The following is a 25732-nucleotide window of genomic DNA, read 5'->3' on the forward strand; positions in this document are numbered from 1 at the left end:
GGAACGACCGCAACCGTATGCACGAAGGAACACGCATGAAGTCCGATACCGTCCGCCCCTCCTCCCCGCTCCGCGTCGCCGTGATCGGCGGCGGGGCCATCGGCGGGGTCCTGGCCTCCTCCCTCCACCGGGCGGGCCACGAGGTGCTGCAGTGCGTCAGGTCGCCCTTCGACGAGCTGGTCGTCGAGGAGCGGGCCGGGGAGCACCGGGTGCCGGCACGGATCGTCATGAGCCCGGAGGGGCTGGCCCCCGTGGCGTGGGTCCTCCTCACCGTCAAGGCGCACGACACGGGGAGCACCGAGCCGTGGCTCCGCGCCCTCGCCGGCAGCGGCACGACCGTCGTGGTGGCGCAGAACGGCATCGACCACGTGGAGCGGGTCCAGCCCCTCGCCCCGGAGGCCGAGATCCTGCCCGCCCTCGCCCTGATCGCCGCCGAGCGGGTGGCGCCCGGACGGGTCAGGCGCCACTTCGGCGGCGCCCTCGTCGTCCCGTCCGGCCGCGCCGGCTCGGCCCTGGCGGCCGTCCTCGACGGCGGCGGCCTGGACGTCCGGCTCGCGTCCGACTTCACCACCGAGGCGTGGCGGAAGCTCCTGAGCAACGTCGCCGCGAACCCGATCACCGCCCTCACCCTCCGCCGCATGGACGTCTTCGACGATCCCGAGGTCAGGAGCCTCGCGCAGGCCCTGGTACGGGAGGCGGCGGCCGTCGGCGCCGCCGCCGGCGCGGACGTCGGGGAGCAGGACGTCCGGGACGTCTTCGCCCTCAGCGGGCTCTTCACCGCCGACAACGGGACCTCCATGCTGTACGACCGCCTCGCCGGGCTCCCGCTCGAGCACGACCTGATCAACGGGGCGGTCGTCCGGACGGCGGAGCGGCTCGGGGTCCCGGCGCCGCTCAACCGGACCATGCTCACCCTGGCGCGGGCGGTCCGGGCGGACGCGGCCTGAGCCCCGCCACCCGGCTCACCCCCGGACGCGGCCGCCCGCCCGGGCCGCCCCTCCCCCCGCCACCGCGCCCCCCTTCCCCACGGCCGCGACAGCCGTGGGGAAGGGGGGCGCGGTCGCGGGACGGACCGCGCACGCCTCACACCGGGTCCAGCGCGCCCGTCCGCGGCGGTTCCGCCGTCCGGCCGGCCAGGCGCGGATCGACGGGCTGGGGGATGTGCACGGGGACCTCCGGCTGGTAGAAGATGTCGATGTCGGCCTCCTCGCCCCCGACGACGAGCGTGTCCCACGCGCCGCTCTCCTGCAGGGTCCGCAGGGTCGACGGGGCCAGGGCGGACAGGTGGTTGCGCAGTTCCCCGTCGTCCGGCATGCCGGGCAGGCGGGGGGCGAGGCGCTCACGGATCGCCCGCATGCGGTCCAACAGGACGTCCAGGTCGGACTGCCCGGTGCCGGGTCCGGACACCCGGTCCTCCTCCGTGCTCCGGGCGATGACGTCCTTGACGGCGCGGGTCACGCCCTGTTCGTCGGTGGTGACCATGGCGTTCCAGGCCCGGCTCTTGTGCCGGTACTGGAGCATGGACATCGCCGCCTCGTGGCGGATGAAGTCGGCGTCGCGCAGCGGACGGCCCCGCCAGGTGCGGCCGAGCGAGCGGGCCAGGGAGATCGCCGAGGCGAGACCGCTGTTGAGGCCGCGTCCGGGCCAGAAGTGGATGGCGTTGGCCGCGTCGCCCAGCAGGAAGCCGTACGTTCCGGGGCTGGTGGCGGTGGGGCGGGTGAGCTGCGCCGTGAACCGGGGGCGCTGCACCATGTCCAGCCGGAACGAGGTGACGGCGCTCAGGTCCTCCTCGGCGACGCCGAACAGCCTCAGACCGTCCTGGATCCGCTTCCACAGCGGCGAGCTGCGCAGCAGGGCGGGCAGGAAGAGGGTTCCGTGGGTCGGGCAGACGAACTCGTTGTCCTCCTGGCGGCTCATCACGCAGGGCCGGGCGGCGATGCACTCCTCGAAGACGTGCCGGACGGGGTCGATGCCGATGACGTCGCGCGCCTCGTCGCGGGTCAGCCGCATGTTGAGGAAGCCCTCGCCGTTCAGCGAGTTGAGCAGGAAGCGGTTCTGCGCCACGGTGAGCAGGACGCTCATCGGATCCGGGAGCCGGGACTTCACCCGCAGTCCCAGCACGACGTCCTGCAGGTGCTCCCCGTCGAGGGAGTAGATCGAGGCGTCGGACGCGCCGAAGCGGTCGACGAAGTGCTCGCGGGTCCGCGACCGGCCGCCTTCGCAGATCGCCAGGACGTGCTCCCGGGACAGCCGGTGCCGGTGCTCCGCCGCATCGAAACGCTCCGGCACCAGGCGGATGGCGGGACTGGCGTTGGCCAGTTCCAGCAGCTTGTCCTCGATGTAGGCGATCCGGATGTTGCGGGGCGGCCGGCCGTCCACGGAGTCCGGCCCCACCGGCCACATCTCGGAGTACTCGCCCGCGTCGAACAGGGCCGCCCGCATGGCGTCGGTGAGGGCGAGGTACTGCCGGCTCTGGACGGTGACCACCTGCTGGCGGCGGACGTTGCCGTGGGTCTCGTCCTTCCAGACCACGGTCGGGCCGTTCCTGGTCCACCGGCCGTCGTGGACGGTGACGGCCACCCTTCCGGGCAGTGCGTCCTCCAGCAGCAGGGCGAAGGCGAGCCCGACCGGGCCTCCTCCGCTCACCGTGACCCGCAGCTCGTCCGGGTTCTCCGGGGCGTCGGCGCCGGGCAGGTCGAGCTGGGAGAGGGCCATGGCCGTCTCCATGGCCTCCTGCGTCTCGAACAGGAACGTCTCGTCGCCGATGCTGATGCGGTCGCCGGGCACGAGCACGTGGCGGGTGACGCGGCGGTCGTTGACCCGGGTCCCGTTCCGGCTGTCCCGGTCGTAGAGGACGGACGCGCCGTCCTCCGTGACGATCTCGGCGTGCAGGCGGGACGCGCTGGCGCTGACGAGGACCACGTCGTTGTCGCTCTTGCGTCCGAAGCGGATCGGAGCGCCACCCACGACGAGGCTCTGACCGGCGAAGGGACCGGTGTGTCCCACGATGACCGACGACAAAGGAACTCCTTGCGAAAGTCCGGGTGTGCGGGGGAGGGGACCGCACGCTGAAGGTGAACCACTGAGGGGGACGGGCCCGCGTCGCCGCGGAGCGGCCCGTCATCGGCGCCCGCGGCGCCGGTCGGGGCCGGATCCGGCCGGAAGCAGCCCGCTCGGCGTACGACGGACACGCGGGGACGGCCCGGGCGGACGGGGCGACCCCGCCGAACCGTCTAGCCGCCCGCCGTCAGGCACGTGACCGAGAACGGCACCGGGTCGGACACGGCGTGGAACGGCGACCGGATCTCCACGGCCATCGCGCTCCGGAGCGTTCCGGCCTGCGCGTACGTCGACAGCCGCACCGTCTCCCGATGGGTGCGGGGCCCGCCCTCCGGGAACGACAGCGTCCGCCACTGCCGGTCGACCACGGAGCCGTTCGCCGAGACCCACCGGTACGAGAACCGGACGGGCACCTCGGACACCGTGAACGTCGCCGTGAAGACGGGTCCCGCGGAGTCGGCCGGGGGGCACTCCCCGACGTACGCGGTCGCGTCACCCGTCACGGTGACGGCGACACGCTGCGCGGCGGTTCCGTCCTGCCCGCTTCCCACCGCACCGGCGGCAGCGCTCTGCGTCCGTCCCGCGGGCTGGTCGCCACCCGTCCGGTCCTCGCGGTCGCCCCCGACGAGGGCATGGCTCAGGCCGCCGGCGAGCAGCGCGGTGACGACCACCGCCGCGGAGACCAGGTAACCGGTCCGCCGGCTCCGCCGCGCGGAGCCGGAACCGGACGCCCCGGTGTCCGGGGGCTCGGACGCTGCGGCAGCGGTCGGCGGCGCGGCGACGGGCGCGGGCCCCGCCGGGTCCGCCCCCACGGCGGGCGACCCGGCGGCACGCGCGGCCGGTGCCGCCGTCGGCGCTCGGCGTGGCGCGGCGGAAGGCGGCGCGGCGGAAGGTGCCACGGCGGAAGGCGGCACGGCGGAGGAGGGAGGCGCACCGGGCACGACCGGGCTGTCCACGGTGGGTGCGGAAGCGGCGTCACCAGGCAGGCGGGGTGCCGGGACGGCGGTCCCGGCGGCGGCTGCCGCCTGCCCGTCGGCGGACGCCTGCTCCGCCGTGGCGGTGGGACCGCCGAGGGGGGCGTCGACCGTGGGTGTGCCGACCGTCGCCGTCGTCATCGTCGTCGCCGCCGTCCGTGCTGCGGAGGGGCCGGGGACGTCGGCGGTGGTCCTCCCGTCCCCCGGAGCGCCGTGCCCCTGCACCGTGGGGGCGTCGACCGTGGCCGCCGTGGTCCCGGCGTCCGTACCGCCCCCCGGGACCGGCGACGGCGCCGTGGCGTCCGGTGCGGCCCTCCCGGCCGGGAACTCGACGGTGGCCGTCCCGTCGGTGACCGCTGCGTGCGGCGCGGCCGGACCGGCCCCCTCACGTCCGGCGGCCGCGGCCAGGCGCAGCTCCCGCCCGGCCTGTCCGGCCGTCATCCGCTCGGCGGGATCCTTGCGCATCAGGCTCTCGATGACGGGCGCGAGGGGGCCGGCCCGGTCCGGCGGGGGCACGTCCTCGTCGACGACGGCGCGCAGGGTGGCCAGGGGGGTGGTCCTCCGGAAGGGCGAACGTCCCTGGACGGCCGTGTAGAGCAGTGCGCCGAGGGACCACAGGTCCGATGCGGGACCGGGGGTCCGGCCCAGTGCCCGCTCCGGTGCCACGTACTCGGGGGAGCCGACGAGCTCCCCGGCCATCGTCAGCCCGGGGTCGCCCTCGACGCTGGCGATGCCGAAGTCGGTGAGCACCACCCTGCCGTCGTCGGCGAGCAGGACGTTGGCCGGCTTCACGTCGCGGTGCAGCACCCCGGCGTCGTGGGCCGCGCCCAGCGCGGCCAGCACCTCGGCGCCCACGTGCGCGGCCTCCCGCGGCGGGAGTGCCCCCCGGGCGGCGAGCACATCGGCCAGCGACCGGCCGCGGACGAACTCCATGACGATCCACGGCCGGCCGTCGTGGGTGGCCACGTCGTGGACGGTCACCACCCCCCGGGCGCTGATGCGCGCCGCCGCCCAGGCCTCCCGCTCCAGGCGGGCGTACATCTGCGCGACCCGGTCGGCTGCCAGCCCGGCGGGGGTGCGCACCTCCTTGACGGCGACCTCGCGGTGCAGCACCTCGTCGCGGGCGCGCCATACGGTACCCATGCCGCCCGCACCGAGAACGGCCAGCAGACGGTAACGCCCTGCGACGAGCCGTTCGGCGCCCGCGTCCGCCGACGCCGTGTCATGGTCGTGCATCGAGGCCCTACTCCCTGTCTTCTGCGGACGGCCGCGGAGCGGCGGCCCGACCCTCCGGTCGGCGGCCTTCCGCGCCGTCCTCCGGGCCCTTCGCGGATGGGCCGGTCCGGCGCCTGCCGGTCCGCCGGACCGTCAAGTGCTGTGACGGGACGTGCGGCGCGCGCACATCCTTCACGGACGGGACGCCCCTCCGGTTCGACCGCGGACGGACGCGTGCCGCCGGACCGCCCCGTCCCGGAGGAGGGCGCGGACCGGCGACGGTCCCGCTCCGCGGCCGCGGAGGGAACACACCTCCGACAGTATGATCAAAAACTCGTTGAATCGTGAAATGCAGTACCGGGCCGCGTGGGCGGCGGCCTTCGGCACCCGGGCCCGATCGTCCCCGTGCGGGCACCGGGCCCCGCACGGACCGCCACCGAGGCCGGCCGGGACGGCAGGAACGCTCACCGCACCGGCCGTGAGCGCGGGATCCGACCGCGAACGGGGCCGCAGGCGGCCGACACGGCCCGGGCGGCGGCAGGCTCGTTCCGCAACCCCGCAGTGCACCGGCAACCCCGCAGTGCACCGACCCGGACCGGAGGACCCCGCCATGCCACCCACGGACCACCAGCTGCTCGGCACGATGACCGAAGCCGTCCACGCCGTCGGCGCGCTGCTGCGCGCGCTCGACCTCCCTCCCGAGCCGGCCCGGGACCGCGACGAGTTCATGCTCCGCTTCTCGGCCGTCGACGAGCCCGCGCTGGCCCTGATGCGCGAGCGCCTCGGCCCGCTGCTGCCCGCAGCCGTGTGGGCCGACGAGCTGGACACCCGGCTGCCCGAGCACGGAGAGGTGTGGCTCGCCGACGCCGTGGACGGCGCGGTGCAGCTCCTCCAGGGGCTGCCGCAGTGGTGCGTCTCGCTCACCCTGGTGCGCGAGCGCCGGGCGGTGGCCACGGTCCTGCACAGCCCGTTGCTCGGCGAGACCTGCACCGCGACGTCCGGCGGCGGCGCCCGGCGCGACGGGAGGCCGATGCGCCCCTCCGTCAAGCGCACGCTCGACGCCGCCCTGCTCGGCACCAGCCAGCCGCCGGGGATCGCCCGCGAGCCCGAGGCGGTACGGGGCGCGGGCCGGTCGCTGAGCGCGCTGCTCCCGAAGGCAGGTGCGATCCGCAACCTCGGCGCCACCTCCTGGCAGATCGCCGACACCGCGGCCGGCCGGCTGGACGGCTTCTGGCAGTACGGCACCGACGACGCCAACCTGACCGGTCCCGCCCTGATCGCCGCGGAGGCCGGCCTCGCCGTCACCGACCTCGTCGGACAGCCGTGGCTGGTCGGCGCCGACGGCTTCCTCGCGGCCCCGCAGCCACTGCACTCGCTGATGCTCGCCGCGATCCGCGACTGACCCTGCGCCACACTGCACGGTGTGAAACACAGCGAAACCGGCCGCGGCGGCGTCCCCGGTCCCGGTGGCACAGCCGTCCTGTCGGCCGCCGACCAGCGCCTGGTCGCCGCCCTGCAGTGCGACGGCCGGGCGGCCGTGGAACGGCTGGCGCACGTACTCGGCATGAGCACGCACGAGGTGCACCGGCGGCTGCGGGCGCTGACCCGTGACGGCACCGTCCGCATCCGCGGCCGCCTGGAGCAGCCCGGGGACCTGGGAGCGGTGCAGCTCCGCATCCGCGTGCTGCGCGGCAGGCTCGAGCAGATCGCCGCGGTGCTCGCCGCCCGCGAGGACATCCCGTTCCTGGACGTGTCCGCCGCGGGCGACGAGATCCACGCCGTCCAGTTCACCCGCGGCGCCACCCCGCACAACCGCCTCCTCCTCCAGCAGCTGCCCGCCACCAGCGCCGTCACCTCGGTGGAGGCGCAGACGGTGCTGCACGTCTTCCGGGAGTCCGGCCGGTGGCGGCTGGACGTGCTCGACCCGGCCGAGCGGCAGGCCCTCACCCCGGCTCCCGCCGCCGCGGCGCGGCGGGAGCCGGACGAGGCCGACCGGGCCATCGCGGCCGCCCTGGCCGAGGACGGCCGGCTGTCCGCGGCGGGCGTCGCCGAACGCACCGGCCATCCGGCCTCGACGGTCCGCCGGCGGCTTGCCGCCCTGCTCGCCGAGGGCCTGCTGCGCACGGAGGTCGTGGTCGATCCCCGGCGCCTGGGTCTGCACGTCGACGCCAACGTGTGGCTGCAGCTCCCGCCCGACCGGCTGGACGCGGTGGGCCGCACCCTCGCCGCGCACCCGGCCGTGCACGGCGCACTGGCCGGCACCGGGCGCAACAACCTCTTCCTCGCACTGTGGCTGCCGGACACCGCGGCCCTGTACCGCTTCCTCAGCGAGGACCTCACCGGCCTGGGCATCACCGCCGCCGAGACCTTCCTGGTCGGCCGCGCCGTCAAGCGCCCCGACTGAGGGCCGCGCCGCCCGTGCGCCCCGGCCGCCCCGAACCCGCCCGGCTCTCCCGGGCGGTCCGTTCGGCGGCCGCTTGCCCTCCTTAATCGAACGAACTAGTCTGTTTGATTAGTGAGGGTCCAGCGGTGCTGGACGCCCCCGACACGTGTTTTCGGCAACGCACATCCGAAGGTGGCACCATGCGTGCAGCAGTCCTGGAAGAGTTCGGCACCCCGATGGTGCTCAAGGAGATCGAGAAGCCCGTGGCCGGTCCCGGCCAGGTGCTGGTGCGGATCGAGGCGAGCGGGGTCAACCCGCTCGACCTCAAGATCAGCGCGGGTCAGGCCGCGCACGCCGAGCGCACGCTCCCCGCGGTGCTCGGCCTCGACCTGGCCGGCGTGGTCGAGCAGGTGGGCGAAGGGGTCACCGGGTTCGCCCCGGGCGACGAGGTCTACGGCATGACCGGCGGCGTCGGCGACCTGCAGGGCTCCCTCGCCCAGTACGCGGCGGTCGACGCCCGGCTGCTGGCGCCCAAGCCGGCGTCCCTGGACATGCGCGAGGCGGCCGCGCTGCCGCTGGTGGCCATCACCGCCTGGGAGGGCCTGGTCGACCGGGCGCAGGTGCGCGCGGGGCACAAGGTCCTCATACACGGCGGCGCCGGCGGCGTCGGCCACGTGGGCATCCAGATCGCCCGTGCCCGCGGCGCCGAGGTCTTCGGCACCGATGCCCCCCACCGCCTGAAGGCCGTCGAGGAGTTCGGGGCCACGGCGATCGACTTCACCGCCGAGACGCCGCAGGAGTACACCGAGCGCCTCACCGGCGGCGAGGGCTTCGACGTCGTCTACGACACCGTCGGCGGGCCGGTCCTGGACGCGTCCTTCGCCATCGCCCGGACCTACACCGGACACGTCCTCAGCTCCCTCGGCTGGGGGACGCACAGCATCGCTCCGCTGTCCTTCCGGGGCGCCACCTACTCCGGGGTCTTCACCCTGGCGCCCATGCTGACCGGCCGCGGCCGTGAGCACCACGGCGAGATCCTGCGCGAGATCACCGCCCTGGCCGACTCGGGCCGCCTCGGGCCGCTGCTGGACCCCCGCCGGTTCGGCCTCGCCGACGTCGCGCACGCGCACGCCGCGGTGGCGGACGGCACCGCCACGGGCAAGGTCGTCGTCGGCATCGACCACTAGCCGTGACCGGCCGGTCGCGCAAGGACCCCTCCTGCCCGTCGACGGACGGGAGGGGCCGGCGCGGTGCACCGCACGGCGGAGGACCGGCCCCGTGCCGGACGGACCCGGCCGACTCCGACAGCACGGCGGGGTGGCGTGCCCGGGGGCACCTCCCGGACGGGGGCCGGGGGCGCCTGCGCCCCCCGTCGGCCGGCCCGCCGCCTCCCGGCGCGCCGGGATCATCCGCGGGAGGCGGCTCCTCGCCCGGTGCCGCACCCGCCGGTGCCGCCGGGCGTCAGCCGGCGTCCGGGCCGGACGGGCGCCGGTACACGCCGTACCAGTAGCAGGCGGCCAGTTCGCGGGCGACCGCCGCATCCCCGGCGGTGTCGCCGTCGAGCACCTGCCGGGCGATGACCTGGGCGCCCCCGGTGACGATCAGCCGGGCGGCGAGCAGGGGGTCGACGTCCGCCGGGGTCCGGCCGGCCTGCCGCTCCTCCGCCAGCAGCGCCTCGGTCTTCCGGGTGAAGTGGTCCTGGTGGGCCGTCCACGCCTCGCGCACGGCCGGGTCGTACGCGGCCACCTCGTTGATGGCCGCCAGCAGCGCCGCGTGCCGGCGGTAGTGCGTGATGATGCGCAGGTAGACGCGTGCCAGGCCGTCGGCCCCGCCGTCCGGACCCGAGGGGTGCCAGGCGTCGACGATCGCGTAGCTCTCCGTCTTCAGGGCGTTGCTGAGCCGCAGGAGCACGTCCACCTTGTCGCGGAAGTACAGGTAGAAGGTCGAGCGGGAGATCCCCGCCGCGTTGGCGATCTGCTCCACGCTCAGTTCCGTGTAGCCGGCGCCGCTGCCCAGCAGGTCCCCGATGACGCCCAGGATCCGCTTCTCGAGCGCGGCCCGCCGGTCCGCCGCGGCTGAGGGGCGTCGGGTGGTCGAAGGCATCGCGTCGTCCTCGGGGGTGGGGCGGGGGTCCCGGCCGAGGGGCGTGCCGGGGCTCCGGCCGCGGGCGGGGGAGGGCGGCGGTGCGGACCGCCACTGCCAGGAGGTTAGGGGGGCGTGGACGTGATGTCCAACCATGCGCCCGGCGCCCGGCGCGCCGCCGGGGGCCTGGTCCGGAGCCGTCCGCCGGTGTCCGCCGTCCCGCACGGCGCGCTGCTGGACAGTGTGTCGGACGTTACGTTGGACAGTATGTCCAAACCGTCCTAGGCTTCTGGCACGGCGTCTCGGACGCCTCTGCCCCATCACGATCAAGGACACTGCCGTGACTGCTGACAACCCCCGCCCCACCCTGCTGCTGGTGCACGGTGCGTGGCACGGCTCCTGGTGCTGGGACCGGGTGAGGCCGCTGCTCGAGGACGACGGCTGGGCCACCCGCACCGTCGATCTGCCCAGTGCCGGCGGGCCCGATGCTGGCCTCCACGACGACTCCCGGGCGGTGCTCGCGGAGATGGAGCGCATCGACGGCCCGGTCGTCGTCGTCGCGCACTCCTACGGCGGCGCCCCGGTCAGCCAGGCCCTCGCCTCCGCCCCCGGCGTCGCGCACGCGGTCTACGTGGCGGCGTTCCAGCTCGACGCCGGGGAGAGCCTCCTGGGCCAGTACGGCGCGCCCCTCCCGGAGGAGCCGCACGGCGTCCAGCCCGTGCCGGACGACCCGGTCCACCTGTTCTACGGCGGCGTGCCCGCGGCCGAGGCGGAGGAGGCCGCACGGCGGCTGGTGCCGCAGAGCACGAGGTCCTTCGCCGAGACGCTCACCGGGGCGGGATGGCACACCGTCCCCTCCACGTACGTCGTCTGCGAGCAGGACCGGGCCCTCCCGCTGCAGAACCAGGAGGCGATGGCGGCCCGGGCCGGGGCCGTCCACCGGCTTGCGAGCCACCACTCGCCCTTCCTGTCCGCCCCCGGGGAGTTCGCCGCCCTCCTCGCGAAGATCGCTCTCGAAGCGGCCGGCTGACCACCGCCGGCCCGACCCCGCCGGACGGCGGTCCGCCGTCCGCGCACACGCGTCCGGCCCGACCGTGCGCCTCCGTGACCGCGGGACCCCGCCCGGAGCACCGAACCGCACAAGGAGAACCGTGGACATCACCCTCAGCGACGACGCGCCCGGAACGCCGGCCGGCGGCGACCTCAGGAGGGAGCTGGTGGCGCGTGCGGTCGCGCTGCAGCCCCTGCTGCGGAAGCACGCCACGCCGGCCTGGTCCCGGCGGTCGGCCTGGAGGTGTACGGCAAGTCGCTCCTCGGCGTCGACGAGCGGGTGAGCCTCATGGTGTGACGCCCACGGTGTGACGCCCGTGGTGCGACGCCGCCGGCCACGTCCCCGAGGGGGCCGGCGCGGCGGTGAGGCGTCCTGCGGGCCGGTCCGGGCGGGGGAGGGCAGTCCTCCCCGGCCGGACCGGCCCGCGATTCCGACGGCACGCGCGTGCCGGAGCAGGGAGCGCTCCCGCCGGCGGCACGCCCGCGGCGGGGGCGCGACGAACAGGAGAGGAGGGCCGGCTGTGTTCTCCGGTCGTGCATGGCGGTTGGTGGCGTTCGGCGACCCCGAGGAGGGGATCGAACTCCAGGAGACGGTCTGGGCCGAGCCGCCCCCCGGACAGCTGCTGATCCGGGTGCGGACCGCGGGTGCCGGGTTCCCGGACGTGCTGATGGCGGCAGGCCGCTTCCCCCTGCTCGGCGCCCCTCCGTTCGGCCTGGGGGAGGAGGCGGCCGGGGAGGTCGTCGCCGTGCCGCCCGGCTCGCGGTTCGCGGTCGGCGACCGGGTGGCCGGCATCACCGCGTTCCTGGAGGGGTGGGGCGGGTACGCCGAGTACGCCTACCTGCGCGAGCACTCCACCGTCCGCATCCCGTCGGGCATGACGGACGAGCAGGCCGGTGGCTTCCCGATCGGCTTCCGCACGGCGTACGCCGCACTCGTCGAGCGGGCCCCGGTCGAGCCCGGGCAGACGCTGCTCGTTTTGGGCGCGGCCGGCAGCACCGGCGCTGCCGCCCTGCAGCTGGGCAGGGCGCTGGGTGCGACGACGATCGCGGTCGCGGGCGGCCCGGAGAAGCTCGCGTTCTGCGCACGGCACGGCGCGGACCACGTGGTGGACCACCGCGCCGGCGACATGACCGCCCGGATCGACGCGATCACCCGCGGGCGCGGCGTGGACCTGGTCTACGACCCGGTGGGCGGGTCCACCGCGGCGACGGCGCTCAGGAGCATCGCGCCGCGGGGGCGCATCGCCGTCGTGGGCCTGGCGAGCGGGAGCCCCGTCCCCCTCGACCCGATGGACATGCTGCTGCGCAACTACACCGCCGTCGGCGTCCTCGCGAGCCCCGGGGAGCCGGCGGCCGAGGCCGCCGTGTGGGACCGCCTGGCGGACCTGGCGGGGCGGGGGGAGATCGCGACGCCGGTGGGCGCCGTGCACGGCTTCGGCGACGTGCCGCGGATGATCGCCGCGCAGGCCGCCCCGGGGCCGGGCAAGTCGGTGGTGCGGGTGGCGTAGGGGTGCGGAGGGGGCACGGCCGTGCCGCGCGTCCGGCCGCCTGCCCTGGGCGTGCCGCGGCCCGTCGCCGTCCGTGGCCGAGAGGCCCCCGGTGCCGCTCGCGCGCCCCCGCGCACAGCCGCTCCCTCACGGGTCCCCCGGGCCCGCCGGGAGGGCCGGCCGCCGCGCCGCGCGACGTGTGCCGGGCGTGCTCATTTGGCGAGGTCGGCCCAGACCGTCTTGCCGCGTCCGTTGGGGGAGCTGCCCCAGGTGGTGGAGAGGTACTCCACGATGCCCATGCCCCTGCCGTGCTCGGCGACGGCGTTCGTCTCGTCGGAGTCGGTGACGGAGGTGGGGATCGGCGGCTTGGCGTCGGTGTCGCGGACCTCCAGGTGGATCCGGTCGGGGTACTCCCGGAGCCGGATCTCCACCTCGCTGTCGGCGTGGATGAGGGCGTTGGTGACCGCTTCGGACGCGATGACCTCCAGGGCGTCGGTGAGACGGGACAGACCCCGCTTCGTCAGGTAGCCGCGGACGAAGCGCCGTGCCGCCCGGACGCCCTGAATGTCGTGGCGGGGCACGGACATCCGGTCCACCCGCTGCACCGGCCCGAGGGGGCTCCCCTCGAAGAGCGCGAAGAGCAGGGCGGTGTCGTCGGCGTGGGGCCGGGAGCGTCCCGCGGTGCCGGCGGCGATGATGTCGGCGAACCTGTCCAGTGAGCAGCGCTGCGCGCCGTCCGCCGACTCCAGCAGGGCGCCGGCGTCGGCGACCGGGTCGCAGCCGATGCCGTTGGTGTAGAGCATCAGCAGGGTTCCCGGGGGGACCGGGACCTCGGCGGTGGTGTAGGTGTGCCCGTGCGTCACGCCGAGGGGCAGGTTGGGCGGAGCGTCCGGGACGACGACGCCCCCGACGGGTCCGCGCAGCAGGGGTGGCGGGTGCCCGGCGAGGGCGATCTCGGCGACGCCGAACTCGAGGTCGATCCGCACGAGGCAGCAGGTGGCGTACAGGTCGGTGTCGAGCTCGGCGAGCAGGGCGTTCGACCGCGCCAGGACGGCCGCGGGATCGTGGCCCTCGGCGGCGTACGCGTGCAGGCCGCTGCGGAGCTGGCCCATGATCACCGCGCTGTCCGCGTGGTGGCCCTCCACGTCGCCCACCACCAGGCCGACCTGGCGCCCGGGGAGCGGGATGACGTCGTACCAGTCGCCCCCCATCCCCGAGGCGCTCGGCGGGGACAGGTACCGGGCGGTCGTGGCCATCTCGGACCACTCGGGCAGGATGCGGGGGAGGAGCTTCTTCTGCAGGGCGCCGGTCAGGGCGTGCTCCGTCTCGCTCAGCTGCTCGCGCTCCAGTGCGCCGCCCAGGCGTTCGGCCATCATGAGCAGCAGGGTCCGCTCCTCGGCCCCGAAGTCCCGCTCGGTGCCGAAGCCCAGCATGAGGCTCCCGACGACCTGGCCGCTTCCGGTGGCGGGCAGCACCGCCATGGCCCTGAGGTCGCCGACGTCGTCCTCGGAGTAGGACCCGAGCAGGGCGTCGCGGTCCGGGAGGAACAAGGGCTCGCCGCTGCGCTGGACGTCGGACGCCGGGATCCTCCGGTCGAGGGGGGCGCCGTGGATGCCGCCCACGAGGCCGGACGCGCCGCTGTGCCCCACCACGCGCAGCCTGCCCGCCGCCGCGACCGTCACGACGAGCGTGTCGGCGCCGAAGGACTTCGTGATCCACTCGTTCGCCGTCCTGACCACGTTGCCGGTGCCGGACGCCCGGTTGAGCGCCGCGGACAGCTGGTGGAGCTGGAACATCTGGGAGAGCGCCGAGGAGCCGGGGAGGTCGGGCAGCCCCCAGCGGTGCGCGGACGCGCCGACCGGCCGGGGGCGGACGCCCGGGCCGGGGTCGAGCACCGGGACGATCATGGGGGAGGGCCTCGTCCCGACCCCGGTCGGGGACCGGCCCAGCCGCGCCAGCCCTGCCGTCAGGGCCTCCCCCGCCCCCGTGAGGCGTTCCACCAGCCGCGGCAGCTCGGACGGCCGCGGCGGCATCCACACGGCGGTGAGCACCCCGAAGCAGTCCTTCCCCAGGGGCAGCGGCACCGAGGCTACGGAGTACGGGTGCGGGATGAGGCTCACCGGAGCCTCCTCGACCGGCGTCACGAGGGGAAGCCCGGAGCTGACCGGACGGCCGGTGCGCCAGGCGGCCGCGGAGGCGTACGGGCTGTCCCGCGGAATGCAGTTCGGCGTGGTGAAGATCTGGGGCGGTGTTCCGCCGATGGCCTCCACCGTCAGGCACGTCCCGTCGGGTCCGGCCCGGTAGACCACGGCGAACAGGGCGCCGGTGCTGCGCACGACGCGGCGGAGCGCCTCGGCGAGGAGTCGGTCCTGTCGCACGTCGACCGGCTCCTGGGCGCCGTCGACACGCTCTCGGTCTGCGATCGTGCGCTGCTTTTCCACGCCTCCCCCTGCCATGAGGGCCACCGTGTCCGGGTGGGTCGAGGATGTGACCCCAGCATTTCCCATTCCGGCATATCGGGCAAATCCCCTCGCCTTCCGGCACGTCCCCTCCTGGCCGGCCACCTTCCCCGGGGGCCCTGCGCGCCGGTCGGCGGGGGCGCGGCCGCCCTGCCGGAGCAGGGAGCGGGGGGCGGGAAGGCGGCGCAGGGGCCTGCGGCACCGGGACGCCGACCGGACCCGCCGGGGAGCGCGGCGGCCGGCGCCCCGGCCGGGAGGGCCGCCGGTCCGTCCGGCCTGTGCGCACCGCCGACCGCTCCGGCAGTCCCGCCGGTTCAGTCCCGGAGTGCCTGTGCCACCAGATCGGCGGCCATCCGCCGCGCCTCCCGGATCGGCTGCGCCGAGCGGGTGATCTTGGAACCGGCGAGGCCGCCGTCGTACAGCACCGCCAGCCGGTTCGCGGTGGCGGCGGGATCCTCCACGCCCAGGGCGCCCAGCTCGGCCGTCCAGGTGCGGACCAGCCACTCGCGGTGCCGCTCCACCGCAGTGTGCACGGGGTGGCCCTCGTCGGGGAACTCGGTCACGGCGTTGAGGTAGAGGCAGCCCCGGAAGTCCCTCCCCGGCGCCGCGCGGGCGGCCAGGTCGAAGGCGAGCAGGATGCGGTCGCGCGGGTCGTCCGTATCCGCCGCCTCGTGCTCGTAGGCCGTGCTGTCCTGCTCGTGGCAGCGCTCGACGTAGGCGACCACCAGGGCGTCCTTGGAGCCGTAGGTCTGGTACAGGCTCGCCCGCGCCGCGCCCGCCTCGGACAGGATGCGGTCGATGCCCACCGCCCGGATCCCCTGGCGCAGGAACAGTTCCGTGGCCGCCTGCAGGAGGCGCTCGGCGGGCAGCTGGTCGCTTCGTGTGGCGGTCATGCCCCCATGGTAGACGAGCAGACCGACCGGTCTGTCTGTTAGCGTGGGGAGGCGGGCTGCGGTGGAGGAGTGCACGCGGGTGCCCCCCGGGGCGTACACGCGCACACGCGCGGCACCGCGGCGCCGGCCCGTCCGGGCGGGGCGCCCTCGACGTGCAGGGAGGCCGGTCATGACGGGCAGTACTGAGGACTTCGACCTGCTGGTCGTCGGCGGAGGCAAGGCGGGCAAGACGCTCGCCATGGACTGGGCCAGGAGCGGCAGGAGCGTCGCCATGGTCGAGCGGGGCATGATCGGCGGCACCTGCATCAACGTCGCCTGCATCCCCACCAAGGCCCTCGTGGCCAGTGCCCGCGCCGTGCGCCGCCTGCGCCGGGCCGACGAGCTCGGACTGGCGTCCCCGCCCCCGCAGGTGTCCGCCGAGTCGCTGCTCCGGCACAAGGCCGGGGTGGTCGACGGCATGGTGGCCCTCAACCACAAGCAGTTCCTCGACTCCGGCATGGACTTCGTGCTGGGGCAGGCGCGGTTCACCGCCCCCCGCACGGTCGAGGTCGCGCTCGACGGCGGCGGGACCCGGGTGCTGCGCGGTGCACAGACCGTCGTCAACACCGGCACCCGCCCCTTCGTCCCCCCCATCCCCGGCCTGGCCGACGCCGGCGCCCTCACCAGCAACTCCCTCCTCGACCTGGAGCGCCTGCCCCGGCGGCTGGTCGTCGTCGGCGGCGGCGTCGTCGGGCTGGAGTTCGCCCAGATGTTCGCCTCCTTCGGCAGCGAGGTGTCCCTCGTGGAGGCCGGACCGCGGCTCCTGCCGCGTGAGGACGAGGACATCGCCCGGGCCGTGGCCGGGTTCCTGGCCGCCGACGGGATCCGGGTCCTCACCGGGGCCTCGGTCGCATCGGTACGGCGCGACGCGGGCGGCGAGGTCACCGTGGCGCTCTCCGACGGCACCGCCCTCACCGGGGACGACGTCCTGGTCGCCACCGGGCGCGAGCCCGTCACCGCGGACCTCGGCCTGGAGGCCGCGGGCGTCCGCACCGACCGTGCCGGGTTCGTCGTCGTCGACGAGCACCTCGCCACCACGGCGCCGGGCACCTGGGCCGCAGGGGACGTCGCGGGGAGCCCGCAGTTCACCCACGTCTCCCTGGACGACTACCGCATCCTCAAGCAGAACCTCGCCGGCGGCTCCCGCAGCACCCGGGACCGCCTGATCCCCTACACGATCTTCCTCACCCCCGAGCTCGCCCGTGTCGGCCTGACCGAGGCCCAGGCGCGCGAGGCCGGACACCAGGTGCGCGTCGCCAGCCTCCCGGTCGCCGCCATCCCCCGGGCCCGCACCATGCGGGAGACCGAGGGCCTGTGGAAGGCCGTCGTCGACGCCCGGACCGACCGCATCCTGGGCGTGTCCCTGCTCGGACCGGAGGCGGGCGAGGCCGTCACCACCGTCCAGACCGCCATGCTCGCGGGACTCCCCTCCACCGCCCTCCGCGACATGATCATCAACCACCCCACCATGACGGAGGGGCTCAACCTCCTCTTCGGCGCCCTGCAGGACTGATCCGCCGGTCCCGCCCCCGTCCGCCCTCCGGGGAGCCTGCGGACGGGAGGCGGGTGCGGCGGCAGGCCCCACCCGCGGGCCGACAGGACCCGCCCCGGGCCGCGCCCGTCCCGGCCCTGAGGGCGCCGGTCTGGTCCTCCGGCGCGCCCTGCGGCGTGCGTCCGCGCCCGGCCGCGTCCCCGGGGCGGCTTCAGGACGGCCCGTGCGGACGGCCCGCCGTGGCGGACCGGTGCGGGGGAGGGGCCCGAGGCCGTCCCACGGTGTGGTGGCCGGCCGCCCCCGTTCCGCGCCATGCCCCGCCGACCGCCGTGCCGTGTTCCGCTGCGCCGCCGCCGTCCGGGGTGCAGCCCCTCCGTCAGCGGGGCCCGGCCCGCGCGGACGCAGGGCGAGGGGAGGCGGTTCGGGCACCGCGGCGCCCGGTCAGGCCGCCACGTCGGTGCGCCGGACGCCCGCGACCTCCAGGACCAGATCCGGGCCGTAGGCGGTGGCCGGGGTCCGGAAGCCCGCCCCGGCCCGGCCGGCCAGGACCCGTTCCATCAGCAGCCGTGCGGTCCGCGCCGAGAACTCGTAGGCCTCCGGTCCGTGCAGCGTCGCGACCGCCTCGGCGCCGGAGGCGTCCACTGCCCGTGCCCACACGCGGCTGTACCCCGCCGCGAGCTGCTCGTCGGTCGGACCGGCGGGGAGCCGCCGCACCAGTGCGCCGGTGGCGCTGCGCCACGGACGGGAGGCGAAGGGGCCCGGCAGCCGTCCGGCCAGGCGCATCAGCGCGCCCATCGGTGCGGGTACCGCCGTGTAGGCGTCGACGGCGGCGATCCCGGTCGACAGGCCGGCGGTGAACAGGTCGGCCCGCCAGGGGTTGGCCGTCACCGTGACCGGCCCGGCGCCGAAGTCGACCCGGAGCCGCCGCTCCGCCGCCCGCTGCGGCACCAGACGGCCGCCGCTGCGCCGGACACCGCGCTGCGGCAGTCCGTCGAGCAGGGTCCCGGCGGTGCCCCGGGACAGCCCTCCGACGGCCTGGAAGGCGATCTCCAGGTGCACGGCTCCCGGGAGGCGCCCGTGCAGGTGGGCGGCGAGGCAGTCGGTGGGGACGACGCCGAACCCGGCGCCCGGCAGCAGGACGATCCCGGCGCGGACGGCCTCCTCGTGCCGGTCGTGGAGCTGCCGGAATGCGGGCACCTCCCCCGCCAGGTCCAGGTAGTGGGTGCCCGTGCGCAGGCAGGCGTCGACCAGCGGACCGGCGGTGCGCTCGAAGGGGCCCGCGCAGTTGAGCACGACGGCCGTGTCCGTGAGCGCCGCCTCGACGGCGCGGGCGTCGTCCAGGCCGAACGCCCGTGCGGGCAGCCCGAGCCCGGCGGCGACGGCCGCCAGCGCCTCCGCGTCGCGGGCCGCGAGGACGGGGCGGAGTCCGGCCTCCACGGCCCGGCGGGCGCACAGGCGGCCCATGTATCCGGTCGCGCCGTAGATCAGGGCGGTGCGGGGCGTCACGTCTCCTCCTGGGCGGTGCGGACCAGCCCCTCCAGCCAGTGCTGGTGCTGGACGAGCAGGCCCCGCCGCATCAGCGGGGCGGCCAGACGGGCGGCCGGGCCGCGCTGCGTCTCCTGGGTGACGACGCGGCAGCCGCCGCCGGGTGCGGGGTGCAGCTCCCAGCGGTGGTAGCCGGTCGAGCCGAGCGCGGAGCCGTCCCAGGCGAGCAGCCGGGCCGGGACGAACTCCCGGACGGTGCTGGAGACGCGCAGTCCGAACGTGGTCCACCGGAACGCGGTGCCCTCGGCGAGGCCGGCGCACCCGTCGGGCAGGCTGACCCGGCGGGCGTTGGCGTACCAGCGCGGCCAGTCGCCCGCCCGCAGCAGGACCGGCCACAGGCGCTCGGCGGGCAGGTGCGTGGTCAGTTCGTTGTGGGCGAAGACGGCCGCGCTCCCCGGGTCGAGACCGGGAGGCCATGCAGGGGAGGTCATGCGGGTGCTCCCTGCCGCGGGTGCCCGGGGGCGGTGCGGGGGCGGCGGGCGCCCGGGGGAGCGCCGGTGGCCGCAAGGGGGCCGGCCGCGGCTGCGCCGCCGGGTCGCGGCGGTCGCGGACCGCGGCCCCGCCGCCCTCCCGCGCGGTGCCGCCCGCCGGGGCCCTCCGTCTCCGTGCCGGGTGGCGCGGCCGTGGCCGCCTCCGGGATGTCCGGGGCGCAGCCGCCCTCTTCCGTGTTCGACATAATGACAATATGTGCATTGAATGTCAGCATGTCAAGCGGCGGGATCTCCCCGCGGGCCGGGGCGTGCGGCATCCGCCGCGCTCCCCGGCCCGGGGCTGAACCGGCCGCGGCCGTGGTCCGTGTGCAGGGCGAACGGGTCCGGACCCCCCGGGTCCCGCCCAGCTCGGGAGAACCGATGTTCCGCACGTACGCCATGCCTCTCGCCGTCCTCGTGACCGTCGGCACGGCAGCCCTGTCGGCCTGCAGCTCCACCGCCACCCCGGCCGCCCCGGCGGCTCCGGCCGCGTCCGCCGCCGCCCCCGCCCCGGCCGCCCCCGCCCCGGCCGTGGTGGGCGGGGCCCAGGACGGTGCGGCGGCGCTGCTGCAGGGCAGCGCGCAGTCCAACAGCGCCCCCGCGGGGACGGGCGACTGGGCGCTGCCCGGCGGAGGCGTCGCGACCGGCGCGGCCCTGCAGAAGGCGCGGAACTGGGTGCAGCTGACCGCGGGCAGCGCGGGCGTCCTCGACCCCGTGGTGGTCAACGGCGCGGGGCTGACGCTGTACCGGTTCGACAAGGACACCGCCAACCCCTCGCGGTCGAACTGCAACGATGCCTGCGCGGTCACCTGGCCGCCGGTCACCGTGCGCCCCGGCGGCAGGGTGTTCCTCGACGGTGTCGACGGCTCCCGGGTCGGGGTGGTCCGGCGCGCCGACGGGGCCCTGCAGGTCACCGTCGGCGGCTGGCCGGTCTACCGGTTCGCCAAGGACGGCAGGCCCGGTGACACGTTCGGCCAGGGGGTGGGAGGCACCTGGTTCGGTGTCACGCCCGACGGAGGCAGGGCCGGTGGCGGCACGGGCGGCACGGGCGGCACGGGCGGCCCGGGGGCGGCGGGCCAGGCGGCGACCGGCCAGGGCACGCCGGCCCAGGGCACGTCCGCCCAGGGGGGCGGTGACGCCGGCCAGAGCGCCCCCGCGACCAGCGCGACCCTGTTCGACGACCCCCGCTTCAGCGACAGCGGGCCCTCCCAGGGGGTGACCGGTCAGGGGTGCGCGAACCTCACGCGTCCCGGGGTGGCCTCCTCGCTGTCGGCCTCCGGGACCCTGAAGCTGTGGTCGCAGCCGGACTGCACCGGCCGGTCCGTGGTGGTCTCCGGGGACGTCGCCGACCTGTCCTCGGTCGGCTTCGACAACGCCGCCGCCTCCGTCGGCCTCGGCTGAACCGCACCCGCGCCACGGGCGGGAGGACGGACCGCCCGGCCGCACCGCAGCCCTGCTGAGGCGGCCCCGGGGGGAAGCGCCGCCGCGGCCGACGGCCCCGTCCCCGACGGGGTCCGGCCCGCCTCCGTCCCGGCGGTCGCGCCCTCGGGGGGCCGCGCCTATGGTGAGAGGGATGTCCGGCCCGGACGGGAGGCCCGCGGTCGTCCCGTCGGCCTGCGGCGGGAGGCCGCAGTCCCGGGCACTCCGGACTGCGCGCCGGTCCCCGCCTCCGGGAGGCCGACGCGGCCGGGCACCGTCGACCACCTCCTCGGCAGGATCGGCTCCCCGGCAGGATCCGCCCCCGGCGGACGCGCCGAGGCGGTGAGCGTCGGCCCGCCGGACGGAGCGGCACCGCAGGGTCGGCCCCGTGCGGTCCGCGGGCGGCCCGGCCGGCCCCGGCCGTCCCGCTGCAGTGCCGCGGAACCGGCGCCGCACCCGCCGCCGGACCGTCGCGAAGGAGGACCCCCATGCCGGCCAGACCCCCTGTCCCGCCCTTCACGTACGAGAGCGCCGTCGAGAAGGTGCGGCGTGCCGAGGACGCCTGGAACTCCAGGGACCCCGAACAGGTGTCCCTGGCCTACACGCCCGACAGCCGCTGGCGCAACCGCGCCGAGTTCGTCCACGGCAGGGACGAGATCGTGGCGTTCCTCACGCGCAAGTGGCGCAGGGAGCTCGACTACCGGCTGGTCAAGGAGCTCTGGACCTTCAGGGAGGACCGGATCGCGGTCCGCTTCGCCTACGAGTCGCACGACGACTCCGGCAACTGGTTCCGCTCGTTCGGGAACGAGAACTGGGAGTTCGACGGGGACGGGCTCATGCGGACCAGGCTGGCCTGCATCAACGACCTCCCGATCAGCGAGTCGGAACGGTGCTTCCGCTGGCCGTCGGGGCCGCGCCCGGACGGCCACCCGGGACTCACCGAGCTGGGCTTCTGAACGGGTTGCCGCCGGACGGGTATCCCGCCGGCGCGGTGCGGCGGCACCCGGCCGGGCCCGGCCGCCCGGTCCGGCGCGCCGGGAGGCCGCTCCGGACGTCCCGCCGCACGCTGCGACCCGTTCTCCGGGCCGCCCCCTCCGGCAGGCGGCGCCGGTACGGGGCGCTGTCGGGTCCGGCCCGGGGCGGCGGTGTACGGGCGCGGGTACCGGGGAGGCGTGTCCGGGGAGGGCGGGCGCGGGCGCGGGCAGCCGCCGCGCGCCGGACACGACGAAGGAGGCATGCCGTGCATCTCGTGCGCGATGCGATGACGACCCGGCTGGTCACCGTTCCGCCCTACACCTCGCTCACCGACGTGGCCGCCTGCATGCGCGACGCCGACGTCGGCTGCGTCCTGGTGACCTCCGACGGTGTCCTGCACGGCGTGGTCACCGACCGTGACATCACCGTCCGCATCACCGCCGAGGGCCTGATCGCGGGCAGCGCCACCGCGCACCAGGCGGCCTCCGGATCCCTGGTGACCGTCGGACCGGACGCCACCGTGTGCGAGGCGGCCGAGCTCATGGGCGCCCATGCGCTGCACCGCCTCCCCGTCGTCGACGGGGAGGGCCGTCCGGTGGGCCTGATCTCCCTGGGGGACATCGCCGGCACCCCTCATGCCCAGGAGGTGCTCGTCGCCCTCGGCCAGGCCCAGGCCAACCACTGAGGCGCCGCCGCCCGCCGCCCGGACCCCGCGCCCCCCCCCCTGCGGACCGGGTCGGCCCGGCCGGTGCGCGCCTGCGGGCAGCGTCGGCCGGAAGCCGGAGGGACGGCGACGGCGGCGGCCCCGGCCGCAGAGTCCCCGACGCCGGCTGCCGTCCGCATCGGACCCCCGCGCAGGCGGCGTGCTCGGGGCATCCCTCCGCGCCCCTTCTGGACCCGTCGCCCCTTCAGGCCCCCGTCCCGGAGAGCCTCATCGTGTGCAGGGCGATGTACAGCTCGGCACAGGACCCCGCGGCCGCCGTGCTGCGCCCGGTGAGCTCGCCGATGCGGTTGAGCCGGTACAGCACGGTGTTGCGGTGGCAGTGCAGGCGCTCGGCGGCCCTGGCGGTCGAGCCGCCCTCGGTGAACCACGCGTCCAGGGTGCCCAGCAGGGCCGCCCGCTCCCCGGCCGGCAGTCCGAGGAGCGGGCCCAGGACCGTGCGCGTCACCTCGGCCGCGGTGTCGGGGGAGGCCGCGGCCAGCAGGCCGACAGGGGAGGCGCCGTACACGTGGGTCCCGCTGGTGCCGGGGGGGATGCAGTGGGCCGCGAGCCGGGCCTGCCGGCGGGCGGTCGGGGCCTGGTCCGGGGACGTGAACGGCCGGCTGATGCCGATGCGCCCCAGGGCGGCCGCGTCGAGGTGCCCGTGGGCGGGCGTGACCGCCCGGTCGCTCGGCAGCGCGAGCAGTCCCACCTGGGCGTCCATCTGCTGGATCCAGCCGGAGCCGATGCCGGCGCCGCGCAGTCGGTCCTCGACGCCGGGCAGGGGGTCGGCGCCGCCGGCGCCCTCCGAGAGGACCACGAGGAACGGTCCGCCCAGGTCGAGCTGCATCGCCCGGAGGAGGTCCCAGGCGCCGACGCCGCTCTCGGCGGTGCCGTCGAGCAGCGTCGCCAGCATCAGGCTCCGTGCGGCGACGTCGCGGCCGACCCGCTCCTGCACCGTCGCCTGGTAGGACTCGGCAGCCGCGCTGGAGCACTGGTCGATCACCGTCCACACCTCCGAGGCCTTGCGCAGGAGGACGTCGGAGCGGCCCTCGTCGAGGGCGAGGTCCAGGAGCCGTTCCCAGATGAAGCGTCCGGTCAGCCGGTAGACCTGGAGCAGCGACTCCAGGGGGATGCCCTGCCGTGCCTTCGCGCGTCCGGCCCTCCGCGGGGCGTCCAGGACCACGGGGAGCTCCCCGCGGAGGGCCCGGAGAACGGCCCGGAGGTTGTCGAGTGTCGCGCCGTGCAGTTCCTCCCGGTCGGGGGCCGTGTCCTTCGGGAAGGGCCGGTCCCGGTCGAGCAGCTGGCCGGTCAGCTCGGCCGCGAGGGTGTCCACCCCGGCCAGCAGACGGTCGACCAGTGACGTGATGCACGCGTCCCCGTCCGCGTCGTCGTGCAGGCGTCCTCCCATGTCCACCAGGGTACTTTCGCCGGTATTGTGCCGCTGCACAGGGATATGGACCGCTTTTCCGCCGGGTGCCCATGGCCCGTCCGCTCCTCACCGGTGACGCTTCTACCTGCACCACCCATCGCGTCACGGCAAGCCGAGGAGACCAGGATGAGCGCTTTCGACTACGTCATTGTCGGAGCAGGTTCAGCGGGATGCGTGCTCGCTGCAAGGCTGACCGAGGACCCGGGCGTGAGCGTCGCGCTGATCGAGGCGGGCGGCCCGGACACCGCTCAGGAGATCCACGTGCCTGCCGCGTTCAGCCAGCTCTTCAAGACGGCGCTCGACTGGGACCTGGACTCGGAGCCGGAGCCGGGCCTCGACGGCCGGCGCATGTACCTGCCCCGCGGGAAGGTGTTCGGCGGGTCCAGTTCGATGAACGCCATGATCTACATGCGGGGGAACCGGGCCGACTACGACGGCTGGGCCCGGGCCGGCGCCGAGGGCTGGTCCTACGACGACGTGCTCCCCTACTTCAGGCGAGCCGAGGACAACGAGCGGGGCGAGGACTTCTTCCACGGGGCGGGAGGGCCGCTGGCCGTCAGCGACAGCAGGTCGGACCACCCGTTGACGAGGGCGTTCGTGGAGGCCGGCGTGGAGGCCGGCCACGCCCGCAACGACGACTTCAACGGCGAGACCCAGTTCGGTGTCGGCCCCTTCCAGGTGACGCAGCGGGACGGGATGCGCTGCAGCGCGGCGGTGGCCTACCTGCGCGGTGCCCTGGACCGTCCGAACCTCGCGGTCCTGGCCGGGACCACGGCCCACCGGGTGGTGCTGGAGAAGGGGCGCGCCGTCGGTGTGGAGGTGGCCTATGCGGACGGGGCCGTCGAGGTGGTCCGTGCCGAGCGGGAGGTGGTCCTCTCCGCCGGGGCCTACGAGTCCCCGAAGCTGCTGATGCTCTCCGGTATCGGCCCCGCGGCCTCGCTCGGCCCCCTCGGCGTGGAGGTGGCAGCCGACCTCCCGGTGGGACAGGGCCTCGAGGACCACTTCTTCGCACCGCTGAACTACCGCACCGACGTCGAGACGCTGATGACGGCGGCCAGCGCGGAGAACCTGGCCCTCTTCCAGAACGAGGCGCGCGGACCGCTCACCTCCAACGTCGGGGAGGCGGGCGGGTTCATGGCCACGCGTCCCGGCCTGGAGATTCCCGACGTTCAGCTGCTCATGTCGCCGGTCCTGTTCCACCAGGAGGCGCTGGGCGCGATCTCCGAGCACGGGATGGCCTTCGGCCCCTGCGTCCTGCACCCCACCAGCCGGGGCGAGGTGACGCTGCGGTCGCTGCGCCCGGACGCCGCCCCGCGGATCACGCACCGTTACCTGACCACGCGTGAGGACCAGGAGTCGATGGTCGCCGGTGTCCGCATCGCCCTGGACATCGCGGCCCAGGAGGCGGTGCGGTCGGTCGTCACCGGACCGTTCGACGTCCCTGCCTCCTCGTCCGACGAGGACATCCTCGCCTGGGCCCGCGGGGCCGGGATGACGCTCTTCCACCCGACGTCGACCTGCGCCATCGGCTCCGTCGTCGACTCCGACCTGCGGGTGCTCGGCGTGGCCGGGCTGCGGGTCGTGGACGCCTCCGTGTTCCCCGCCATCCCCGGGGGGAACACCAACGCGCCCACCATCATGGTCGCGGAGAGGGCCGCGGACCTCATGAAGGCCGCCGCCTGACGTCCTCCCCGCACCCGGCGACGGCTCCCTTGCCCCGCCGAGGAGAGGGGGCACCGGTGGCGCCGCCCGGGCCCCGCGTGCCGCGGGGCGCCGGCCGAGTGCTCCGGCGGCCCGGCGGGCTCCGCCGGGCCGCCGGGCGGCCCCGCGCCCTCCGTTGCCGGTCCGGACGTCCGGCCTCCCGCCGGGCACGCGGTCCCGACCCCGTTCCCGCCGGGCAGACGGGCCGATCCCCCTTCACGATGCGGCTGCTCCGCCGTGCGTTCGACTTCCATGGGAACCCGTCATGCACTCCTCCGCACGCCCTTCCTCTTCAGTGCCGCGTGACCGTGCGCCCCGCCCGCCGTTCGGTGCGGATGCCCGGGGAGCGCAGGCGG

At 75.9% G+C, this 25732-nt stretch carries 20 protein-coding genes; 12 read left to right on the plus strand and 8 right to left on the minus strand.

Annotated elements, in window-relative coordinates:
• The first annotated feature begins 35 nt into the window (after nucleotides 1–35).
• The gene (locus LO771_RS17155; protein WP_230653347.1) at nucleotides 36–947 is read left to right on the plus strand and encodes a 2-dehydropantoate 2-reductase; all 912 of its coding nucleotides are present in this window, start codon (nucleotides 36–38) and stop codon (nucleotides 945–947) included.
• Nucleotides 948–1083: 136 nt separating this feature from the next.
• On the opposite strand, the gene LO771_RS17160 is transcribed toward LO771_RS17155, so the two are convergent.
• Both LO771_RS17160 and LO771_RS17165 read right to left on the minus strand, forming a co-directional pair.
• Nucleotides 1084–3021: an FHA domain-containing protein gene (locus LO771_RS17160; protein ID WP_230653349.1), complete on the minus strand. Its 1938-nt coding sequence runs from the start codon at nucleotides 3019–3021 to the stop codon at nucleotides 1084–1086.
• A gap of 212 nt (nucleotides 3022–3233) precedes the next feature.
• A complete protein-coding gene (locus tag LO771_RS17165) occupies nucleotides 3234–5270 on the minus strand; it encodes a serine/threonine-protein kinase (RefSeq protein ID WP_230653351.1) in 2037 nt (678 codons plus the stop codon).
• A gap of 589 nt (nucleotides 5271–5859) precedes the next feature.
• On the opposite strand from LO771_RS17165, the gene LO771_RS17170 reads away from it, so the two are divergent.
• From LO771_RS17170 to LO771_RS17180, 3 genes are all read left to right on the plus strand, one after another.
• Nucleotides 5860–6651 carry an inositol monophosphatase family protein gene (locus tag LO771_RS17170; RefSeq protein ID WP_230653353.1) on the plus strand — a complete coding sequence of 264 codons (792 nt, stop codon included), beginning with the start codon at nucleotides 5860–5862 and terminating at the stop codon, nucleotides 6649–6651.
• 21 nt (nucleotides 6652–6672) lie between these two features.
• Nucleotides 6673–7653 carry an Lrp/AsnC family transcriptional regulator gene (locus LO771_RS17175; RefSeq protein ID WP_230653355.1) on the plus strand — a complete coding sequence of 327 codons (981 nt, stop codon included), beginning with the start codon at nucleotides 6673–6675 and terminating at the stop codon, nucleotides 7651–7653.
• 179 nt (nucleotides 7654–7832) lie between these two features.
• Nucleotides 7833–8819 carry a zinc-dependent alcohol dehydrogenase family protein gene (locus tag LO771_RS17180; RefSeq protein ID WP_230653357.1) on the plus strand — a complete coding sequence of 329 codons (987 nt, stop codon included), beginning with the start codon at nucleotides 7833–7835 and terminating at the stop codon, nucleotides 8817–8819.
• 274 nt (nucleotides 8820–9093) lie between these two features.
• On the opposite strand, the gene LO771_RS17185 is transcribed toward LO771_RS17180, so the two are convergent.
• The gene (locus tag LO771_RS17185) at nucleotides 9094–9735 is read right to left on the minus strand and encodes a TetR/AcrR family transcriptional regulator (RefSeq protein WP_230653359.1); all 642 of its coding nucleotides are present in this window, start codon (nucleotides 9733–9735) and stop codon (nucleotides 9094–9096) included.
• 319 nt (nucleotides 9736–10054) lie between these two features.
• Here LO771_RS17185 and LO771_RS17190 point away from each other — a divergent pair, with 319 nt between their 5' ends.
• The 3 genes from LO771_RS17190 to LO771_RS17200 all read left to right on the plus strand — a co-directional run bounded on the left by LO771_RS17190 (nucleotide 10055) and on the right by LO771_RS17200 (nucleotide 12272).
• Nucleotides 10055–10744, plus strand: a complete 690-nt coding sequence (locus LO771_RS17190; RefSeq protein ID WP_230653361.1) for an alpha/beta fold hydrolase — start codon at nucleotides 10055–10057, stop codon at nucleotides 10742–10744.
• 121 nt (nucleotides 10745–10865) lie between these two features.
• Nucleotides 10866–11048 carry a hypothetical protein gene (locus tag LO771_RS17195; protein WP_230653363.1) on the plus strand — a complete coding sequence of 61 codons (183 nt, stop codon included), beginning with the start codon at nucleotides 10866–10868 and terminating at the stop codon, nucleotides 11046–11048.
• A 237-nt stretch (nucleotides 11049–11285) separates the two neighbouring features.
• Complete coding sequence (locus LO771_RS17200; RefSeq protein ID WP_230653364.1) at nucleotides 11286–12272, plus strand: NADPH:quinone oxidoreductase family protein; 987 nt, start codon at nucleotides 11286–11288, stop codon at nucleotides 12270–12272.
• Nucleotides 12273–12463: 191 nt separating this feature from the next.
• Here the strand turns inward: LO771_RS17200 and LO771_RS31370 are convergent, their stop codons facing one another.
• Nucleotides 12464–14629, minus strand: coding sequence for a SpoIIE family protein phosphatase (locus LO771_RS31370; protein WP_230653366.1), 2166 nt, complete (start codon nucleotides 14627–14629; stop codon nucleotides 12464–12466).
• A gap of 395 nt (nucleotides 14630–15024) precedes the next feature.
• The gene (locus tag LO771_RS17210; protein ID WP_230653368.1) at nucleotides 15025–15603 is read right to left on the minus strand and encodes a TetR/AcrR family transcriptional regulator; all 579 of its coding nucleotides are present in this window, start codon (nucleotides 15601–15603) and stop codon (nucleotides 15025–15027) included.
• 169 nt (nucleotides 15604–15772) lie between these two features.
• On the opposite strand from LO771_RS17210, the gene LO771_RS17215 reads away from it, so the two are divergent.
• A complete protein-coding gene (locus LO771_RS17215) occupies nucleotides 15773–17155 on the plus strand; it encodes an NAD(P)/FAD-dependent oxidoreductase (RefSeq protein ID WP_230653370.1) in 1383 nt (460 codons plus the stop codon).
• Between the two features lie 420 nt (nucleotides 17156–17575).
• On the opposite strand, the gene LO771_RS17220 is transcribed toward LO771_RS17215, so the two are convergent.
• Together LO771_RS17220 and LO771_RS17225 are read right to left on the minus strand one after the other, a co-directional pair.
• Nucleotides 17576–18640, minus strand: a complete 1065-nt coding sequence (locus LO771_RS17220; protein WP_230653372.1) for a trans-acting enoyl reductase family protein — start codon at nucleotides 18638–18640, stop codon at nucleotides 17576–17578.
• Nucleotides 18637–19110 (minus strand): SRPBCC domain-containing protein, encoded by a 474-nt coding sequence (locus LO771_RS17225; protein WP_230653374.1) that lies wholly within the window; start codon nucleotides 19108–19110, stop codon nucleotides 18637–18639. The genes LO771_RS17220 and LO771_RS17225 overlap by 4 nt, the downstream gene beginning before the upstream one ends.
• A gap of 420 nt (nucleotides 19111–19530) precedes the next feature.
• Between LO771_RS17225 and LO771_RS17230 the strand changes: the two genes are divergently transcribed.
• The 3 genes from LO771_RS17230 (at nucleotide 19531) to LO771_RS17240 (ending at nucleotide 22228) form a co-directional block, all read left to right on the plus strand.
• On the plus strand, nucleotides 19531–20550 hold the full coding sequence (locus tag LO771_RS17230) for a hypothetical protein (RefSeq protein WP_230653376.1): 1020 nt from the start codon (nucleotides 19531–19533) through the stop codon (nucleotides 20548–20550).
• Between the two features lie 506 nt (nucleotides 20551–21056).
• Nucleotides 21057–21524, plus strand: coding sequence for a nuclear transport factor 2 family protein (locus LO771_RS17235; protein ID WP_230653378.1), 468 nt, complete (start codon nucleotides 21057–21059; stop codon nucleotides 21522–21524).
• Between the two features lie 284 nt (nucleotides 21525–21808).
• Nucleotides 21809–22228 carry a CBS domain-containing protein gene (locus LO771_RS17240; RefSeq protein WP_230653379.1) on the plus strand — a complete coding sequence of 140 codons (420 nt, stop codon included), beginning with the start codon at nucleotides 21809–21811 and terminating at the stop codon, nucleotides 22226–22228.
• Nucleotides 22229–22451: 223 nt separating this feature from the next.
• Here LO771_RS17240 and LO771_RS17245 read toward each other — a convergent pair whose 3' ends face one another.
• Nucleotides 22452–23654 carry a CdaR family transcriptional regulator gene (locus tag LO771_RS17245; protein ID WP_230653381.1) on the minus strand — a complete coding sequence of 401 codons (1203 nt, stop codon included), beginning with the start codon at nucleotides 23652–23654 and terminating at the stop codon, nucleotides 22452–22454.
• Nucleotides 23655–23801: 147 nt separating this feature from the next.
• On the opposite strand from LO771_RS17245, the gene LO771_RS17250 reads away from it, so the two are divergent.
• Entirely contained in the window at nucleotides 23802–25358 is a 1557-nt protein-coding gene (locus LO771_RS17250; protein ID WP_230653383.1) for a GMC family oxidoreductase, read from the plus strand.
• The last annotated feature ends 374 nt before the right edge of the window (nucleotides 25359–25732 follow it).

The organism is Streptacidiphilus sp. ASG 303 (assembly GCF_020991365.1).
Classification (GTDB): Bacteria; Actinomycetota; Actinomycetes; order Streptomycetales; family Streptomycetaceae; genus Peterkaempfera.